General features: G+C 65.7%; 20 protein-coding genes and 1 other RNA gene. 12 read left to right on the top strand and 9 right to left on the bottom strand.

The window, feature by feature from the left end; all coding sequences use genetic code 11:
- Positions 1-37 precede the first annotated feature (37 nt).
- Positions 38-1,546 carry a CoA-acylating methylmalonate-semialdehyde dehydrogenase gene (locus tag CH274_RS13030; protein WP_094657672.1) on the bottom strand — a complete coding sequence of 503 codons (1,509 nt, stop codon included), beginning with the start codon at positions 1,544-1,546 and terminating at the stop codon, positions 38-40.
- Positions 1,547-1,642: 96 nt separating this feature from the next.
- Here CH274_RS13030 and CH274_RS13025 point away from each other — a divergent pair, with 96 nt between their 5' ends.
- From CH274_RS13025 to CH274_RS13015, 3 genes are all read left to right on the top strand, one after another.
- A complete protein-coding gene (locus CH274_RS13025; RefSeq protein ID WP_094647628.1) occupies positions 1,643-2,539 on the top strand; it encodes a LysR family transcriptional regulator in 897 nt (298 codons plus the stop codon).
- 191 nt (positions 2,540-2,730) lie between these two features.
- Positions 2,731-2,856 carry a hypothetical protein gene (locus CH274_RS29680; RefSeq protein ID WP_256978899.1) on the top strand — a complete coding sequence of 42 codons (126 nt, stop codon included), beginning with the start codon at positions 2,731-2,733 and terminating at the stop codon, positions 2,854-2,856.
- 46 nt (positions 2,857-2,902) lie between these two features.
- The gene (locus tag CH274_RS13015) at positions 2,903-3,871 is read left to right on the top strand and encodes a cobalamin biosynthesis protein (protein WP_094657670.1); all 969 of its coding nucleotides are present in this window, start codon (positions 2,903-2,905) and stop codon (positions 3,869-3,871) included.
- Here the strand turns inward: CH274_RS13015 and CH274_RS13010 are convergent.
- Genes CH274_RS13010 through CH274_RS13000 form a run of 3 tightly spaced genes read right to left on the bottom strand, consistent with a single transcriptional unit; the run spans position 3,812 to position 5,931 of the window.
- Positions 3,812-4,750, bottom strand: coding sequence for an SURF1 family cytochrome oxidase biogenesis protein (locus tag CH274_RS13010; protein ID WP_094657669.1), 939 nt, complete (start codon positions 4,748-4,750; stop codon positions 3,812-3,814). The two genes, CH274_RS13015 and CH274_RS13010, sit on opposite strands and share 60 nt — an antisense overlap.
- An 18-nt stretch (positions 4,751-4,768) precedes the next feature.
- Positions 4,769-5,242, bottom strand: a complete 474-nt coding sequence (locus tag CH274_RS13005; protein WP_179275725.1) for a low molecular weight protein-tyrosine-phosphatase — start codon at positions 5,240-5,242, stop codon at positions 4,769-4,771.
- Entirely contained in the window at positions 5,239-5,931 is a 693-nt protein-coding gene (locus CH274_RS13000; protein WP_094657668.1) for an HAD-IA family hydrolase, read from the bottom strand. Before CH274_RS13000 ends, CH274_RS13005 begins: the two co-directional genes overlap by 4 nt.
- A gap of 55 nt (positions 5,932-5,986) precedes the next feature.
- Between CH274_RS13000 and cobC the strand changes: the two genes are divergently transcribed.
- The 4 genes from cobC to CH274_RS12980 all read left to right on the top strand — a co-directional run bounded on the left by cobC (position 5,987) and on the right by CH274_RS12980 (position 10,117).
- Positions 5,987-7,024 carry an Rv2231c family pyridoxal phosphate-dependent protein CobC gene (gene cobC, locus CH274_RS12995; RefSeq protein ID WP_094658018.1) on the top strand — a complete coding sequence of 346 codons (1,038 nt, stop codon included), beginning with the start codon at positions 5,987-5,989 and terminating at the stop codon, positions 7,022-7,024.
- Between the two features lie 14 nt (positions 7,025-7,038).
- The gene (locus CH274_RS12990; protein ID WP_094657667.1) at positions 7,039-8,160 is read left to right on the top strand and encodes a Nif3-like dinuclear metal center hexameric protein; all 1,122 of its coding nucleotides are present in this window, start codon (positions 7,039-7,041) and stop codon (positions 8,158-8,160) included.
- Between the two features lie 104 nt (positions 8,161-8,264).
- Positions 8,265-9,002: a zinc ribbon domain-containing protein gene (locus CH274_RS12985; RefSeq protein WP_045194834.1), complete on the top strand. Its 738-nt coding sequence runs from the start codon at positions 8,265-8,267 to the stop codon at positions 9,000-9,002.
- Positions 9,003-9,007: 5 nt separating this feature from the next.
- The gene (locus tag CH274_RS12980) at positions 9,008-10,117 is read left to right on the top strand and encodes a bifunctional RNase H/acid phosphatase (RefSeq protein ID WP_094657666.1); all 1,110 of its coding nucleotides are present in this window, start codon (positions 9,008-9,010) and stop codon (positions 10,115-10,117) included.
- A gap of 17 nt (positions 10,118-10,134) precedes the next feature.
- Here the strand turns inward: CH274_RS12980 and CH274_RS12975 are convergent, their stop codons facing one another.
- Entirely contained in the window at positions 10,135-10,977 is an 843-nt protein-coding gene (locus CH274_RS12975) for a helix-turn-helix domain-containing protein (protein WP_094657665.1), read from the bottom strand.
- Positions 10,974-11,096 carry a hypothetical protein gene (locus CH274_RS29675; RefSeq protein WP_256980521.1) on the bottom strand — a complete coding sequence of 41 codons (123 nt, stop codon included), beginning with the start codon at positions 11,094-11,096 and terminating at the stop codon, positions 10,974-10,976. Before CH274_RS29675 ends, CH274_RS12975 begins: the two co-directional genes overlap by 4 nt.
- Here CH274_RS29675 and CH274_RS12970 point away from each other — a divergent pair.
- Positions 11,095-11,793, top strand: coding sequence for an SDR family NAD(P)-dependent oxidoreductase (locus CH274_RS12970; protein ID WP_179275724.1), 699 nt, complete (start codon positions 11,095-11,097; stop codon positions 11,791-11,793). The two genes, CH274_RS29675 and CH274_RS12970, sit on opposite strands and share 2 nt — an antisense overlap.
- A gap of 90 nt (positions 11,794-11,883) precedes the next feature.
- Entirely contained in the window at positions 11,884-12,486 is a 603-nt protein-coding gene (locus tag CH274_RS12965) for a hypothetical protein (protein ID WP_143546552.1), read from the top strand.
- Between the two features lie 7 nt (positions 12,487-12,493).
- Here CH274_RS12965 and CH274_RS12960 read toward each other — a convergent pair whose 3' ends face one another.
- Positions 12,494-13,744, bottom strand: coding sequence for an SLC13 family permease (locus tag CH274_RS12960; RefSeq protein ID WP_094657662.1), 1,251 nt, complete (start codon positions 13,742-13,744; stop codon positions 12,494-12,496).
- The gene (locus tag CH274_RS12955) at positions 13,741-14,265 is read right to left on the bottom strand and encodes a DUF1697 domain-containing protein (protein ID WP_094631652.1); all 525 of its coding nucleotides are present in this window, start codon (positions 14,263-14,265) and stop codon (positions 13,741-13,743) included. The genes CH274_RS12960 and CH274_RS12955 overlap by 4 nt, the downstream gene beginning before the upstream one ends.
- 63 nt (positions 14,266-14,328) lie before the next feature.
- Here CH274_RS12955 and rnpB point away from each other — a divergent pair.
- The 3 genes from rnpB (at position 14,329) to CH274_RS12940 (ending at position 16,446) form a co-directional block, all read left to right on the top strand.
- Positions 14,329-14,770: RNase P RNA component class A (rnpB, locus tag CH274_RS12950), an RNA gene on the top strand.
- A gap of 60 nt (positions 14,771-14,830) precedes the next feature.
- Positions 14,831-15,013: a hypothetical protein gene (locus CH274_RS12945; RefSeq protein WP_045194843.1), complete on the top strand. Its 183-nt coding sequence runs from the start codon at positions 14,831-14,833 to the stop codon at positions 15,011-15,013.
- A gap of 2 nt (positions 15,014-15,015) precedes the next feature.
- Positions 15,016-16,446, top strand: coding sequence for an RNB domain-containing ribonuclease (locus CH274_RS12940; RefSeq protein ID WP_094657661.1), 1,431 nt, complete (start codon positions 15,016-15,018; stop codon positions 16,444-16,446).
- Here the strand turns inward: CH274_RS12940 and pip are convergent.
- Positions 16,436-17,392 (bottom strand): prolyl aminopeptidase, encoded by a 957-nt coding sequence (gene pip, locus CH274_RS12935; protein ID WP_094657660.1) that lies wholly within the window; start codon positions 17,390-17,392, stop codon positions 16,436-16,438. The two genes, CH274_RS12940 and pip, sit on opposite strands and share 11 nt — an antisense overlap.

Raw genomic sequence — 17,392 nt, 5'->3', positions numbered from 1 at the left:
GGGCTGGCTGTTTTCGGGGCTCAGCTGTTCTCAGGGCTCAGCTGTTCTCAGGGAAGCCGAGGTTGATGCCGCCGTGGCTCGGGTCGAGCCAGCGGCTGGTGACGGCCTTTCCTCGGGTGAAGAAGTGCACTCCCTCGGTCCCGTGGGCGTGGCTATCGCCGAAGAGCGAGTTCTTCCAACCGCCGAAGCTGTAGTAGGACATCGGAACCGGGATGGGGACGTTGATGCCGATCATGCCGACCTCGACCTCGTTCTGGAAGCGTCGAGCCGCGCCGCCGTCGTTGGTGAAGATGGCGGTGCCGTTGCCGTAGGGATTGTCGTTGATCAGCTGCAGCGCGTCGTCGTAGGTGTCGACGCGAACGACCGACAGGACGGGTCCGAAGATCTCGTCGGTGTAGGTGCTCATGTCGGGAGTCACGTGGTCGATCAGGGTGGGGCCGAGCCAGAATCCGTCGGTGCCACCGTCGGGCTGGACGGTGCGGCCGTCGACGACGAGGGTGGCGCCTGCCGCCTCGCCTGCATCGACGTACGAGGCGACCTTGTCACGGTGTGCCTTGGTGACGAGCGGACCCATGTCCGCCCCTCGGGTGCCGTCGCCGGTGACCAACGGTGTTGTCCGCTCGGCGATCTTGGCGACGAGTTCGTCGGCGATGCTGCCGACGGCGACGAGGGCGGAGATGGCCATGCAGCGTTCGCCTGCGGAACCGAAGCCCGCGTTGACCATGGCGTCGGCGGCGAGGTCGAGATCTGCATCGGGGAGGACGACGGCGTGATTCTTGGCACCGCCCAGGGCCTGGACGCGTTTTCCGTGGGCGGTGCCGGTGGCGTAGACGTACTGGGCGATGGGGGTGGAGCCGACGAAGGAGATCGACTTGATCTTCTTGTTCTCGAGGAGCTCGTCGACGGCAACCTTGTCGCCCTGCAGGACGTTGAAGACGCCATCGGGTAGGCCCGCCTCGGCCCAGAGCTCGGCGAGCCAGATACTGGCGCTCGGGTCTTTTTCGGACGGTTTGAGGACGACGGTGTTGCCTGCCGCGATGGCGATGGGGAAGAACCACATCGGGACCATGGCGGGGAAGTTGAAGGGCGAGATGATGCCGACCGGTCCGAGCGGTTGACGGATGGAATAGACGTCGACGCCGGTCGACGCATTCTCGGTGTATCCGCCCTTGAGCAGATGTGCCATGCCGCAGGCGAATTCGACGACCTCCTGGCCGCGGCCGATCTCACCCAGGGCGTCGGAGAGAACCTTGCCGTGTTCGGCGGTGATGATCGCGGCGAGCTCGTTCTTCTTGGCGTTCAACAGCTCTCGGAAGGAGAACAGGATGGAGGTGCGCTTGGCGAGTGAGGTGTCGCGCCACGCCGGGAATGCGGCTGCGGCGGCGTCGATGACCGCACGGGCATCGTCTGTGTCGGCCAGGGTGAGCGTTCCGGTGACCTCGCCGGTGGCGGGGTTGGTGACGGGGGCGGTCCGGTCGGAGACGCCGGAATAGGTCTTTCCATCGAGCCAGTGCGTGATGACGTCGGTCACGTTCGATCCTTCCATCGGTGTGTCTCGAGTCTCACTTGTACGGATGCACATGTCAAAGGCCAAAACCGCAGATCGCTGTGCAGAAATGCACACCGGGGATAGTCTCGGTAGGTGTTCAACGCAGACCATCTCCGCTACTTCCTCGAAGTGTCGAGGACCGGGCGTTTGACCGACGCCTCGCACACTCTCGGTGTCGACCACACCACCGTCGGTCGGCGCATCACGGCTCTCGAGAAGTCGGCCGGGCAGCGCCTGTTCGACAGAACGCCGTCGGGTTGGCGACTGACCGAGGCGGGTCGACGCCTCGTCGCATACGCCGAGACCGTCGAGTCGACACTCATCGCGGCGTTCGAGGATCAGACCTCGGACACCGGCTCCCTGCGAGGAACCGTGCGGATCGCGGCCCCGGACGGTTTCGGAGCGTTCGTGCTGACACCGAAACTGGGAGTACTCCGAGACAAGCACCCCGATCTCGACATCGAACTGGTCACCGCCACCGAGCACAACTCGCTGGCCACCAGGGAGTTCGACATCGCAATCACGTTGGAGCGGCCGTCACCGAGGTTCGTCACTACCCGCAGGTTGGCGACGTACTCCCTCGAGCTCTATGCGTCCGCCGAGTACCTTGCCGCGATGGCACCGATCAGGACCGTCGACGATCTGCGTGAACACACACTGATCTCGTACGTGGACGCGCTACTCGATGTGGCACCGCTGCGCATCCTGGATGCAATCCTGCCGGAGGGCCGCGCGCAGATTCAGACCAACAACATCACCGGGCAGTGGATCGCGGCGAGATCCGGTGTGGGGATTGCGCCCCTGCCCAGCTATATCGGTGAGCCGGACGGGGCCCTCGTGTCGGTCCTGCCCGGTGTCGTCTCGGTCGAGCGGACGTATTGGACGGTGGTACCGAGAGAGCTGACCGGACTCGCGCGGGTGAAGGCCGTCGACGAATTTCTCCGGTCGGTCGTGACCGACGAACAGCATCTGTTTCCTGTGCCGCAGTAACGACGGGACAAACGCACATCCCGAGAGTGTCGGTGGCCGTTGATATTTGGACGATCCGATGAGACCGACGTCTCGTGACCACGGACACACGTGACGCCGACCTCAAAGGCGTGGGAATCGCCTTACTCACGGGTAACAATCTGTTACGCCCACATCCGCTCGGCGGATCCACACGAGATTCTGGGGGAATCATGACGATGTTCGTAATGGCAGCAGTCGGCTTCGTAGGTATGGCAATCGCCTTGCTCAACGACGGAAGCGACATCGACTTCCGCAACCGTCAACTGGCAGGTGCGTACCGTCACCGCTGGGCCTGACAGTCCGGTGTCCTGAGCCCGGTGTGCAGTTGGCAAGATTCGTGAGATGTGGACACACCCCCGAGCGATCGGCTTACTGGTCGGCTACGGCCTCGATCGAGTGTTCGCAGACCCGAGACGCTGGCACCCGGTCGCAGGATTCGGGACCACGGCACTGCGCGTCGAACACGCCCTCTACCGCGACAGTCGAGCCTCGGGCGTCGTCCATGCGGCCGCGCTGATCGGCTCGATGACCGCACTCGGCGTCGCGTCGAGTCGCGTGGCCGCCCGTGTGGGTGCACCTGCTGAAGTCGCTCTGGTCGCGGCGGCTACCTGGGCCGCGCTCGGAGGCACGTCACTGTCGAAGGTGGGCCGGCAGATGGCCGACCATCTCGACAACGACGACCTCGAGAGCGCACGCGCACTGCTGCCGTCACTGTGCGGTCGAGATCCGGAACCACTCGACTCCGACGGTCTCGCACGCGCCGCACTCGAGTCCATCGCGGAGAACACCTCCGATGCGACGGTCGGCGTGTTGGTGTGGGGAGCGCTGGCCGGGGTGCCGGGAATTCTGGCCTACCGAGCGAGCAACACGCTCGACGCGATGGTCGGCTACCGCTCGCCGAAGTATCTGCGCTTCGGTTGGGCCGCAGCACGAATCGACGACGCTCTGAACCTGCTGCCGGCCCGCGTCACCGGCTTGGCGACAGTCGTCGCAGCTCCGTCGGTGCAGGGTTCGCCCGCCCGAGCCCTGAAGATGTGGCGACGCGACGCCGCGCAGCACCCCAGCCCCAACGCAGGTGTCGCGGAGGCGTCGGCTGCCGGGGCACTGGGGCTGCAACTGGGTGGCAGAACGCAGTACCGACACGGCGTCGAGATCAGGCCGACACTCGGTGACGGACACGCGCCGACCGCACGTGATCTTCGCCGATCGGTCGCACTGTCGAGCCGAGTACAAGAACTGTCGGGTTTCGTGTCAGCGATTCTTGCCGTAGCGATCGGCCAGGCGAGGATCCGACGGCGTCGTCTGGCGTGACGCCGCTCGCGCCCTGGCTCGCTTCTCGCGACGCGTGGGCAAGGTGAACTCTTCTTCCTCGTCCGGACCGGCCTGATCCGGACCGGCCTCGTTCTCGCCCTCGGGCTCGGTATCCGGCTCGCCGGGGATCGCGTCCGCGAGTTGTGCACGCGCATTGCGGCGTTCCCGTATCTCCGCGCGAGCGAAATACGCCAGACCCAACGGTGCCATGATGCCGAACGCCAGCCACTGCAGACCGTAGGACAGATAGGGGCCTGCGTCGGTCTGCGGCAGTTCGATCAAGCCGAGACCGCCCGGCTGACCGTCGTCGAGCTGGAGGTATCCGTCGATGGCGTCGACTCCTACCGCCGCGCCGATCTGTTCCGGGTTGATGTTGTAGACCTGCAGTCGACCGTCGTCCTCGACGGGCTCGCGCGAGGTGCCCTCTGCTTGTCGTACCCGTGCGTTCAGTGTCACGTCACCGGTGGGGGCCGCCTCGAACTCGGGCGCTCTGGTTCCTTCCACCGGCAGTACGTATCCGCGGTTGACGAGCACGGTGGGCCCGCCGTCGATCACGAACGGGGTGATGACCTCGTATGCGGGCTGATCACGGATGCTGCGCAGCCGCACCAGCACGTCGGAATCTGCGACGTAGGACCCGGGGGCGATGACCCGACGCCACTCGTCCTCGGCCGGAAACCCGTCGGCGGTGAGAACGTCCGAGATCGGTACCGGATCCGCGTCGACGGATCGGGTGATCAGATCGTTGCGCTCGGACGTCGAGGTGTTCTTTCCCAACTGCCACGGAGCGAGCACGCTGAAGCACAGGAACGCGAAGGCCAGCACCACCGCAGCCAGCACCAACCACTTGGGTCGCAGCAAGAACGCTAACTTGTCCACGCCACCACGGTAGCCGGGTCAGCGAGGGAGCCGAGACCGTGCCCAGTCCAGCAAGCCGGGCACGGCACCTTCGATCTGCTCGCGCACCTCGGTGAATGCCGAATCGGATGCGTAGTACGGATCGGCCACCGACGAGTCCTCGGCATCGGGGTCGAACGACCGCAGCAAGGCGACACGATCGGCCGGAGCACCGAGCTGCAACAGGGCGCGAGCATGGCCGGTATCGAGTGCGACGATCAGATCCGCTGCCAGATGATCCGGCCCGACCTGCGCCGCCACATGCTCGCTGTCGTATCCGTGGGCATCGAGCTCGGCGACGGTTCGAGGATCCGCGCCGTCGCCCACATGCCAACCGCCGGTCCCGGCGCTCGAGACGCGCACCGCCTCGCTCAGACCGGCGTCGCGTAGATGACCGGCGAAGACCTTCTCGGCCATCGGCGATCGGCAGATGTTGCCGGTGCACACGAACGTCACGTGCAGTGGCTCGGTCATCGCACGGCCGCCGTGTTCTGCTCGAGCACGGTGGCCAGCTCGTCCATGCTCGACGCGGTGAACGCGGCGTCGTCGCTCTCGCCGTCGACGCCGTAGCCCCACTCGACGTACACCGTGGGAATGCCGAATCGAGCGGCACCGTGCACATCGTGATCACGATCACCGATCATGATCACCCCGGCGGTGCCGCCGTCGGCGGACTCCACCGGGTCGATGCCGAGGTTGGTCAGCGAATGCGCGATCACGTCGGACTTCGCCCGTCGGGTGCCGTCGTTGCTGGCACCGCCGATGAACTCGAAGTACCGCGACAGACCGAAGTGGTCCAGAATCCGGACCGCGAATCGCTCCGACTTCGACGTCGCCACACCGAGCCGGACGCCGCGATCCTGCAATCGCGTCAACACCGACTCGATGCCGTCGAACGCGGTGTTCTCGGCCCAGCCCCGCTCGTCGTAACGTTGGAAGTACGCCGCCAGGGCACGCTGCGCCGCATCCTCGTTCAGGCCGAGGCCGCGCAACGTGTCGATCAGCGGTGGTCCGACGACCATCGACAGCTGTTCCTCGGTCGGTTCGGGGGCATCCACCGACGCCAGTGCGTGGCGAAAACCGGCGTGAATTCCCGGTGCGGAATCGGTCAACGTCCCATCGAGATCGAACAGGACAACGGACGCGGGAGCATCGACAGACATGGTCGGAGCCTATCGGTGCGGGCTGTTCGGTGACGGCGCGGCTACGCTCGTCGCGATGTCCGACACAGCTGCCGATCCCGATGCGCTCCTCCGTCACCACGGAGACGTCGAGGTCGATTCCGGATTCGTCGACTTCGCCGTCAACGTACGCGGCGACGGACCGCCGGCATGGCTTCGCGATCGGCTCGGCGCGGCACTGAGTTCGTTGGGTTCGTACCCGAGCGCGGCCGCCGAGACGGCCGCGCGAGAACAGGTGGCCGAACACCACGGCCGCTCACCGGACGAGGTACTGCTGCTCAGCGGCGGGGCCGAGGGTTTCTCGATGCTGCCGCGGCTTCGGCCCCAGCTCGTGGCGACGATCCACCCGTCGTTCACCGAGCCCGACTGGGTGCTGGAGCAGGCAGGCATTGCGGTGCACCGAGTGATCCTGCCGCCACCCTTCGAGCTCGACCCGACGCTCGTACCCGACACCGCCGACATGGTGATCCTCGGCAACCCGACCAACCCCACATCGGTTCTGCACCCCCGTGAGGCGGTCCTGAGTCTGCGTGGATCCGGACGCATGCTGGTGATCGACGAGGCCTTCGCCGACGCAGTGCTCGGGGAGGGGGAATCGGTGGCGTCACAGAGCCTGGACGATGTGCTGGTTCTGCGCAGTCTGACCAAGACGTGGGCGTTGGCGGGATTGCGGTGTGGATACGCACTGGGGCACCCCGACGTCCTCGCGCGACTGCAGTACGGCCGTGCGCACTGGCCCCTGGGGAGTCTGCAGATCGAAGCGATACGCGCCTGCACCGAACCGTTCGCCGTCGATCGGGCACGCGTCGAATCGGAGCGCATCCACCGCGAACGCACCGCGATGACCCAGCGCCTCAAGGCCTTGGGCCTGGACATCACCGGCCCGGCCCGTGCGCCGTTTCTGCTGCTGCGCGTCGACGGAGCCGATGTTGTTCGAGAACGTCTGCGCACGATGGGTATCGCGGTGCGGCGCGCGGACACGTTCCCGGGGCTCGACCGGCACCACCTGCGCGTCGCGGTACGGGACTCGCAGCGGGTCGACATACTGGTGGACGCGTTGAAGACCGTTCTGTGAGGAGAGCAGCGAACATGGCAGTGACACTGGCCGACGTCATCGAGGTGCTCGACGACGCGTACCCACCCCGTCTTGCGGAGAGCTGGGACTCGGTGGGCCTGGTGTGCGGAGATCCGAAAGCTGTTGTGCAGCAGGTCGTGTACACGGTCGACGTCACCGACGCCGTGGTCGACGACGCCATCGCCCGCGGTGCCGATCTCATCGTCGCCCACCATCCGTTGCTGCTCAAAGGCGTCGACACCGTCGCGGCCGACACCGCGAAAGGATCGGTGATCCACCGTCTGATCAAGGCCGACTGCGCGCTGTTCACCGCCCACACCAACGCCGACTCCGCAGATCCCGGAGTCTCCGACGCACTCGCATTCGCGCTCGGGGTGATCGACACCCGGCCACTCGATCCCATTCCGTCTCCCGCACACGACAAGTGGGTGGTCTTCGTGCCCACCGCCGACTCGGCGGCGGTGCGACAGGCCCTGTTCGACGCCGGAGCCGGGCAGATCGGCGAGTACAGCGAAGCGAGCTGGCAGAGTGCGGGTCTCGGCCGATTCCGTCCGGGCCCGAACGCACACCCGACGCTCGGCGTTCTCGGCGAGGTGCACACCGAGGCGGAGGATCGCATCGAGGTCGTGGCCCCCAAAGGGCTACGTGCTCAGGTACTTTCGGCGATGCGTCGGGCACACCCGTACGAGGAGCCCGCGTTCGACGTATTCGAATCCGCGGCTCTACCGTCGTGCACCGGCCTGGGCCGCATCGGAAAACTACCGAATCCGATGACAGTGGCCGAGTTCACCGAGGTCGTCCGCGAGGCGTTGCCCGCCACGACGTGGGGAGTACGCGCAGCGGGAAACCCCGCCGCCATGGTTTCGGTGGTTGCGATGTGCGGGGGAGCGGGTGACTCGTTCCTCTCCGCGGTGGCGCGCACCGACGCCGATGTGTACGTCACCTCCGATCTGCGGCACCACCCGGTCGACGAGCACCTGCGCGCCGGCGGCCCCGCGGTGATCGACACCGCACACTGGGCCTCTGAGTTCCCGTGGTGCGCACAGGCGCGAGGCATCGTCGACGCCGCGTTCGGTGACACCGAGGGATGGAACAGCTGGGTCACCGAGGTGCGTACCGACCCGTGGACACTGTGATCATCGAACCCACGACCTGCCATCGAGTGGATCCGGCTCACTCATTTTCCTGCAGCCGGTAGGGTAATCCGAATCAACTTCCATAGTCGCAGGAGTCATCAAGCGTGAACGTCGATCCCAAAGTCCAGGCCTCGCTGCTCGAATTGGCCGGTGTGGATACCGAACTCTCGCAGATCGCCCACCGCCGCAAGAGCCTCCCCGAACAGCAGGAGGTGGACAAGCTCGAGACCGAGCGCACCACGCGCAAGGATGCCGCGGTGACGGTGCAGATCTCGATGGACGACCTCGACCGGGACATTCGCAAACTCGAAGGCGAGGTCGACGCGGTTCGGCAACGCGAAGCCCGCGACAAGAAGATGCTCGAGAGCGGCACCATCGCACCGAAGCAGATGACCGAATTGCAGCACGAGCTCGGCAGCCTCGAACGTCGTCAGGGCATCCTCGAAGAGGAACTGCTCGAGGTCATGGAGCAGCGTGAGGCCAGCGAACGTGACTACCAGCACGCCGGTGCGCAACTGACGCAGATCGAGGACGAGTTGGTCGACGCCGGCCGCCGCCGTGACGACGCCGTCGCAGACCTCGATGTCGCCGAGAAGCGCAGCGCCGAGCGCCGCGAATCATTGGCCTCGGGATTGCCCGCGGATCTGCTTGCGCTCTACGAGAAGCAGCGAGCGCTCACCGGCCGCGGTGCGGCACTGCTGCAGGCTCGTCGATGTGGAGCGTGCCGGATCGAACTCGATCGCAACGAGATCGCGAGCATCGCCAACAAGCCCGCGGATGCTCTGATTCGTTGCTCCGAGTGCAACGCAATCCTGGTGCGCACCAAGGAATCCGGAATTTGAGTCAGGTGTCGAGGGTCATTGCCGAGGCCGACGGTGGATCGCGTGGAAATCCTGGGCCCGCCGGCTACGGCGCGGTGGTGCTCAGTGCAGATCGCTCGCAGGTGCTCGCCGAGCGTCGGGCGTCGCTGGGCGTGGCGACCAACAACGTGGCCGAGTACAACGGACTGATCGCCGCACTGACCGCGGCCCGCGATGTCGGTGCCCGTGAGGTTGCCGTCCGGATGGACTCCAAACTCGTCGTCGAACAGATGTCCGGACGCTGGAAAGTGAAGCACCCGGACATGATTCCGCTTCAGCGACAAGCGGCCGAACTCGCCCGCGGCTTCGATTCCGTCACCTACGAGTGGATTCCGCGTGCACAGAACTCGCACGCGGATGCGCTGGCCAACGAGGCGATGGACGCGGCGGCCAAGGGCGTGGACCTGTCGGATCGGCCCGACGCCGAGTCGGTAGCAGCGAAGCCCGCGTCGCCTGGATGGACCGGTGCGATGGGGGAGCCGACCCGCCTGCTGCTGTTGCGACACGGCCAGACCCCCATGTCGGTCGACCGTCGATACTCCGGCCGGGGCAATCCCGACCTGACCGAACTGGGTCGACGCCAAGCAGATTCTGCCGCAACGGTTCTCGGTGCACGGACGGATATCGACGCCATCGTTGCCTCGCCGCTCGCGCGCGCCCAACAGACTGCTGCGGCGACAGCCGACCGTCTCGGTTTGCCTGTCACCACGGTCGACGGTCTCATCGAAACCGACTTCGGCGACTGGGAAGGGCTCACCTTCACCGAGGCCATGGAACGTCACCCCGAGGTCCACAAGGCGTGGCGAGGCGACACCTCCGTTGCACCGCCGAACGGTGAGAGCTTCGACGCAGTACGCACGCGCATCGAAGCGACCCGCGATCGATTGCTCGCCGAGTACGCCGGGAAGACCGTTCTGGTGGTCACCCACGTGACACCGATCAAGATGCTGTTGCAACTCGCACTCGACGTCGGCCCGTCGCTGCTGTACCGACTGCACTTGGATCTCGCGTCGCTGAGCATCGCCGAGTTCTACCCCGACGGCGGGGCTTCGGTGCGCTTGGTGAACGACACCTCGCACCTGGCCTCGTCGGCCTGAAGCGCGGCTAGGTTCCGTTAACGGGATCCGGGCGACAACAGCGACAACAGTCTCGACTCGTCTCGCGAGCCGGGTGCTGCGGTGTAGACGATCACTCGCACGTCGGAGCCGGCAGGCTCAAACACGTCCCCATCGAGGACCATCGACCCAACCAGGGGATGGTCGATGCTCTTGCGTGCTCCCCGGTAGACGGTCGGACGTGCAGAGCGCCAACGATCGGAGAATTCGTTGCTGCGGGCCCGAAGGTCACGGACCAGACTGTCGAGCTCGGCGTCGTCGGGATGCGATATCTGTGCCACACGGAGGTCCCCGACCAGCGCGTCCCGATACTGCTCTCGTTGTGCGGGATCGACCCACATCGACGACGTGTCCTCGGTCATCTCGAACCAGACCTGGTTGCGTGAATGTCCGGACAGGTCCATCGGATCGCCCATCAGCGCGGACCACGCCGCGTTCCATCTCAGCAGCCACCAATCCGCCGCGTACACCGCCGAAGGCCAGTGGTCGGCTCGGGCCAGCAGTCGATCGACACTGTCCGGTACCGATCGATCGACAGCGGACGACGGTGCCGCGAGTCCGGCAGCTCGATACAACACCCCGGCATCGGCGAGGTCGAGACCCAAGGCCCGAGCCAGAGCAGCGACCACCGCCGCCGACGGATTCGACGCACGGCCCTGCTCGAGTTGAACCAGATAGTCCACGGAGATTCCGGCGAGGGTGGCGAGTTCTTCGCGGCGCAGACCCGACGAACGCCGAGGTCTGACGGTCGAGTCGGACGGAACGGGTGCGCTGCGGTCACGCCAGCCACGGAGCACCGACGAGAAACCCGCCGGTCGGCGTCCCTGCTGCTCTACGGTCATCTCCCCACTGTGCCACTCGGCCACTTCGTCTCCTCGACGACGACGTGGGTGGTACCGGCAGACCTACCGACAATCGGCATCTTCTCGATCGGATCGCCGAGCCCTAGCGTCGACGTCATGAGCACAATCACGATGATCACCGGCGGCAACAAGGGAATCGGCCACGAGACAGCACGGCGCCTGCAGCGTGCCGGCCACACCGTGATCATCGGTGCCCGCAACCGTGAGCTCGGTCGTGCCGCTGCCGCCGACCTCGGCGTCACCTTCGTCCAACTCGACGTCACCGATCAGGGCAGCGTCGACGCTGCCGCACACCAGGTGCGTCTGGACCACGGACGGCTCGACGTCCTGATCAACAACGCCGGCATCACCGGGGCCTTCGTGCCGCTCGAGGAAGGATCGGCGGACGACGCCCGAGATGTTTTCGACACCAACGTCTTCGGCGTCATTCGAGTGACCAACGCATTCGTGCCACTGCTGCAGATCTCGAAGAACGCACGAATCGTCAACGTCTCCTCGGGTGTCGGATCCATCCACGACACCATCGAGCAGGGCTGGTTCGACTGGCAGGTGGTGCCGCCGATCTACGCGTCGTCCAAGACGGCACTCAACATGCTCACGGTGAAGTACGCGCACGCACTCCCCACGATGCGAGTGAATGCTGCCGACCCCGGCTACACCCGTACCGATCTGAACGGCGGCAAGGGTGCACACGACGTCACGCAGGGCACCGACGAGATCGTTCGACTCGCTTCGAATGCCGAGGACGGACCGACCGGCACCGTAGGAAACAGTCAGGGTCTGCTTCGCTGGTGAGTCATCGACCGAGAAGACACTGTGCGCCTTCCGGCAGGCGAGGCGTCGGACCGGCGTGTCGCTCGGGTCGAGTGGGGGATGATGCGTTGCGTGTTCACTGACGCCGAGCGCGAGCCCACGGCGGCGCGCTGGATGGCAATCGCATTGCCGGCATCGGCCGCCGCCGGGCTGGCAGTTGCCTTCACCTGGCGATACTGCGCGCCCCGGATGTGGATCGATGCCGATGTCCCACCACCGATGGCTGCCGGGACATCCGGGTACTTTCGCGTGTACGACTACGTGCAATACGTGTCGGGACCGCCGTGGTGGCCGATCACGTTGGTCGCTCCAGTCGCGGCACTTCTGGTCGGGACCGTCGTCTCGATCACGGTCGGATGGATTCTGCGCGGCCGATCTCACGGCCGGGCACTGCATATGGCAGCCCCACTCGTGGCGGGTGGCCTCGTAGGCGCGGGGGCAGCATGGTGGGCACGACGTCGACCTCCCGAGATCCGCATCAGGATGGTCGCGGATCCATACTTCGATGACCTCGGGCCGACCGGCGCTGCACGCCAGGAGATCTACGGTGGACCGCCGCTGTTCGACACCGTGCATGCCGGGCTGCTGTTGCCGGTGGTGGGGGCGGTGGTCGGTACCGTGGTCTTCGCTGTGGGCCTGGCGGTCACGACACTCCGCGTACGGCGCTCGATCTGACCGAGGCTCAAACCTGCAGTGCAAGCCACAGGCCCGCCACCGCACCGACGATCGTCAGCGGCGTCGTGATGACGCCCAACACGGTGAAGGTTCGCAGATCTGCCGGCTCGTCGTTGGCCGATGCGACGCGTCGCCACAGCATGATCGCAAGCGACCCGACGTAGGTGAGGTTGGGGCCGAGGTTCACCCCGATCACCATGGCCAACAACAGTGCCGGGGGAGCGTCGGCCCCGAATGCGGCCAGCAGCAGCAGCGTCGCGGGCAGGTTGTTGACGATGTTCGACGCCACCGCCGCGATGGCGGCCGCGGCCAGCAGCGAGGCGAAGCTGGTGTCGGACGGCAGAATTCGGGTCAGCCAGTCGCCGATCGGGCCTGTGGTGACACCGAGAACGACGATGCCGAGCAAGAAGACGAAGCCACAGAACGGTAGATCGGCACCGCGCAGAATGGCGCGAGCACTGGTGTGGCGTCCTCGAAGTGCGGGGATGGCCAGTGCCACCGATCCCACCGCGGCCACCCAGAACGGTTCGACGTCGAACAGCCCTGCCACGGCGAAACCGACGAGTGTCGCGGCGAGGATGACCAGCGTGGTCCGGGGTGCAGGGACGTTCTCGGCGCTCTGCAGGGTCGAGCTCTTCGGCGGTGTGGCGGTGCGAGTCAGATCCTTGCGGAAGAAGATCAGGAACACCGCCAACTCGATGGCCACCGCGAATATCCAGGGCAATGCCATCAGAGCGGTGAAGTGCAGGAAGGTGAGTCCGGTCGCGGCGAAGGCGAGCAGGTTGGTCAGGTTCGATACCGGCAGCAGCGTCGACGCCGAATTGGACAGGTGCGCCGTGGCGTAACTGTGTGGACGCGGCGACATTCTCAGAACGCGAGCAGCACCGATGATGGCCGGCGTCAACAGCACCACGGTGGCGTCGAGGCTCAGTACTGCCGTGGTCGATGCGGCTGCTGCGAACACGAGTGTCAACAGTCTGCGGGGGCTGCCCTTCGCACCTCGTCGCAGCTTCGCCGCGATCCAGGTGAACACTCCGAGCGCGTCCGACAGATGCGCCAGGATCAGGATGAACGCCAGAAACACGACGGTCGGAGCGAGTTCGAGTACCTGCTCGCGTGCGGCGTCGAGGCTGACGAGGCCGACGACCAGGACGATCGCGGCAGCCGGCAGCGCGGCGACGATCTCGGGCAGACCCCGGGGTCGGACGATCGCGAAAACGAGCACAGCTGCGACCAGTGCCGCGGCGAGAACGGTCACGCGAGAATCTTCACGAGAGTGCGCAGATTTCGAGTGGTGGTCGTCGGCTTGAATTTCGCCTTGGCCGTCGCTTTCCCGAAGCGACTCGTCGTCGTGCTCCCCGCGCGGACCTCCCAGTACACGACATCACGTCCGGCAGCGACACGTTCGAGCTCGACATCGAGTTCGTCTGCGAGAGCGGACAATTCGGTCAGATGGGTGGGGTCGGTTCCGAACACCACGTAAGGATGCCACCCTTGCCGTTCGGCGTCGAACGGGTAGCACTCCACGATCGCCCGAAGTGTCGGCACGTCCAGAACGACAACCCAGGCCTGATAGCCGAACGCCTGGGCAAGCGTGTTCTCCACCTGTTCCTTCACGACGACGGAAGTCAGCGGGGAGTTCAGCAGGACATTGCCGGTCGCGAGAACAGTGCGGACATCGGTGAAGCCGGCCGACGTCAGGGCCGCACGAAGATCGGCCATCTTGATGTTGATGCCACCGACATTGATGCCACGCAGCAACACGACCCACTCACTCATGAAGGGAACTGTAGTTCGGTTTCCGGCGACCACGGAGCGCCGAGTAGAGTACGCAACCGCGAACGAGTTGGCCGGACGGCTGCGGCTCGAAGGACGGGCGGACGAGTGTCGTCGCGCTTCGAGCCGAGGAAAGTCCGGACTCCACAGAGCAGGGCGGTTGTTAACGGCAACCCGAGGTGACTCGCGGGACAGTGCCACAGAAAACAGACCGCCTGCGGATCGGTTCTTCGGAATCGAACGGCAGGTCAGGGTGAAACGGTGCGGTAAGAGCGCACCAGCATCCCAGGTGACTGGGATGGCTAGGTAAACCCCGCCCGGAGCAAGGTCGAAGGCTGCACCCCGAAAGTGGTGCAGCTGCGCAGGTGCTCGAGGGCTGCTCGCCCGAGCCTGCGGGTGGACTGCTCGAGGTACCCGGCAACGGTGTGCCCAGATGGATGGTCGTCGACGTCGAACCCGCGAAAGCAGGAACGGCAGACAGGATCCGGCTTACAGGCCGACTCGTTCGCACTCACTATTTCTTCCGCAGTTCTCCTGCGGTGTCGCTCCATGGGGCACACTGGAAGTCATGACCGACGACGACACCTCCTGGTACTACGACATCAGCACCAAGCAGGTCGTACAGGGCAAGCAGACCAATGCCCTCGACCGCATGGGCCCGTATCCGGACAAGGCCACCGCGGAGCAGGCGCTGAAGATCGCCGCGGCGCGCAACAAGGCCGCCGATTCCGACGACGACTGGAACAACTGACGGTGCTGCTCACCCGGCTGAGGGCCCCGGGCTTCGACTTCGAGGCCATCAGATCCGAGTTCGCACTGAACGAAGCGTTCGACGCAGACGTGATGCGCGAGGCGGTCGAAGCCCGAGACCTGCACGCCGACAGCAGAATCGACCGCACCGACATCCCGTTCGTCACCATCGACCCGCCCGGCTCGAAGGACCTCGACCAAGCCGTACACATCGAGAAGACGTCCAACGGATTGGTGGTGCACTACGCGATCGCCGACGTGGGCGCACTGGTGACGCCAGGGGGAGCGCTCGACACCGAAACCCGTCGACGCGGTCAGACGTTCTACCTTCCCGACGGATCCGTACCGTTGCATCCACGAGAGCTGTCGGAGGGCTCGGGCAGCCTGCTCGAGGGACAGACGCGTTGCGCCGCGCTGTGGACCATCGAACTCGACGACGTCGGCGAGGCGGCCGCGTGGACCGTCACCCGCGCGCTCGTTCGATCGACCGCCCGGCTCGATTACGCCGCAGTGCAGGCCGATGTGGACGCGGGGACACCGCATCCGTCCATCGCAGCGTTGGCCGAATTCGGGAGACAGCGCGCAGCTGCAGCGAGACGGCGCGGAGCCGTCGACATCACCCTGCCCGAGCAGGAAGTGGTGCCGGACGGGCGAGGCTGGCGCATCGTCCTGCAACCACGCACCGCAGTGGACGGGTGGAACGCCGAAATATCGCTGCTGACGGGAATGTGCGCCGCCAGAATCATGCTCGACGCCGGAATCGGTATCGTGCGCACCCTCCCGCCTGCCTCGTCCGAATCCGTGGACACACTGAAGAAGACGGCAGCAGCCCTCGGGATCGACTGGCCCGCAGGCGCATCCTCCGGGTCTGTGCTGGCGGGTCTGCCCACCGACGAGCCGTCGACACTGGCGATGATGACACAGGCGACCGGTTTGCTGCGCGGTGCGGACTACCTCGCGTTCGACCGCACGACGAACCCTGTGGACAGTGATACATCGGTCGAGCATTCGGGAATCGGCGCGCCGTACGCGCACGTGACGGCACCACTGCGGCGGCTGTCCGATCGCTTCGCCACCGAGGTGTGCCTGGCCGTCGTGGCCGAAGTGCCGGTACCGGACTGGGTGGCGCAGGCGCTGCCGGAGTTGCCCGCCATCATGCGCGGATCGGATTCCGCGGCGTCGAAGGTGGACCGCGCTTGCATCGACCTCACCGAGGCGCACGTACTGAAAAACAGAGTGGGCGAGCATTTCTCGGCCGTCGTGCTGCGCGGTGCCGAGGGGAAGCGGGACGCCGAGGTGTTGGTGTCGCAGCCGATAGTTCTCGGCAAGTGCGACGGAGAACCGCCCGCAGGGGAGTCGGTGAAGGTCCGGTTGACCCGGGCCGACACCGACTCGCGCACAGTCCGGTTCGACTACCCGGCCGTCACTGCCTGAAACGATCCGTCGCCTCGACGAGGTGATGCACGATGCCGGGTTCGGCTGCAGAGTGCCCGGCGTCGTCGACGATCACCAGATCTGCCGAGGGCCAGGCCTTGTGCAGCGCCCACGCGCTCGTCGCCGGGCACACGACGTCGTAGCGGCCCTGCACGATGACACCCGGAATGCCGTCGAGCAAGTGGGCATCACGTAGCAGTTGATTCTCTTCGAGAAAGCAGTTGTTACGGAAGTAGTGGTTCTCGATACCGGCAAATGCCAGGGCGAACCGCGGGTCCGAGTTGTCTTGCACTGCATCCGATTTGGGCAACAGGTAACTCGTCGCCGCCTCCCAGGTGGACCACGCAACCGCGGCTTTCGTCGCGGCTTCGCGGTCGTCGGACGTCAACTGCCGGTGGTATGCCTCGACGAGATTGCCGCCGCGCTCGTCCTCCGGAACAGGTTCGAGAAACTTCTCCCACAGATCGGGGAAGATGTGGCCTGCCCCGCCGCCGTAGTACCAGTCGATCTCCGACGGCCGCACCAGGAAAATCCCCCGCAGAATCAGTCCTCGCACGCGATCCCGGTGCGACTGTGCGTACGCCAGCGACAGCGTCGAGCCCCAGGAACCGCCGAACACCAACCACGCGTCGATGCTCAGATGTTCCCGCAGCTTCTCCATGTCCGAGATCAGCCGGTCGGTGCTGTTGACCGACAGATCGGCGCCGTCGGCGATGTGCGGGGTCGACTGCCCGCAGCCCCGCTGATCGAACAACACGATTCGATAGGCCTGCGGGTCGAAATACCGCCGTTGCAACGGATTGGTGGCCCCGCCCGGACCGCCGTGTACGAACACCACCGGAGCGCCGTCGGGATTACCGGAGACTTCCCAGTAGATCTGCTGTCCGTCGCCGACATCGAGGTGTCCGGTGTCGACAGGATCGATCTCGGGGTATAGAGAACGCAT

Source organism: Rhodococcus sp. 06-418-5, assembly GCF_002258285.1.
Classification (GTDB): domain Bacteria; phylum Actinomycetota; class Actinomycetes; order Mycobacteriales; family Mycobacteriaceae; genus Rhodococcoides.
This window is presented reverse-complemented; position numbering and strand designations above follow the sequence as displayed.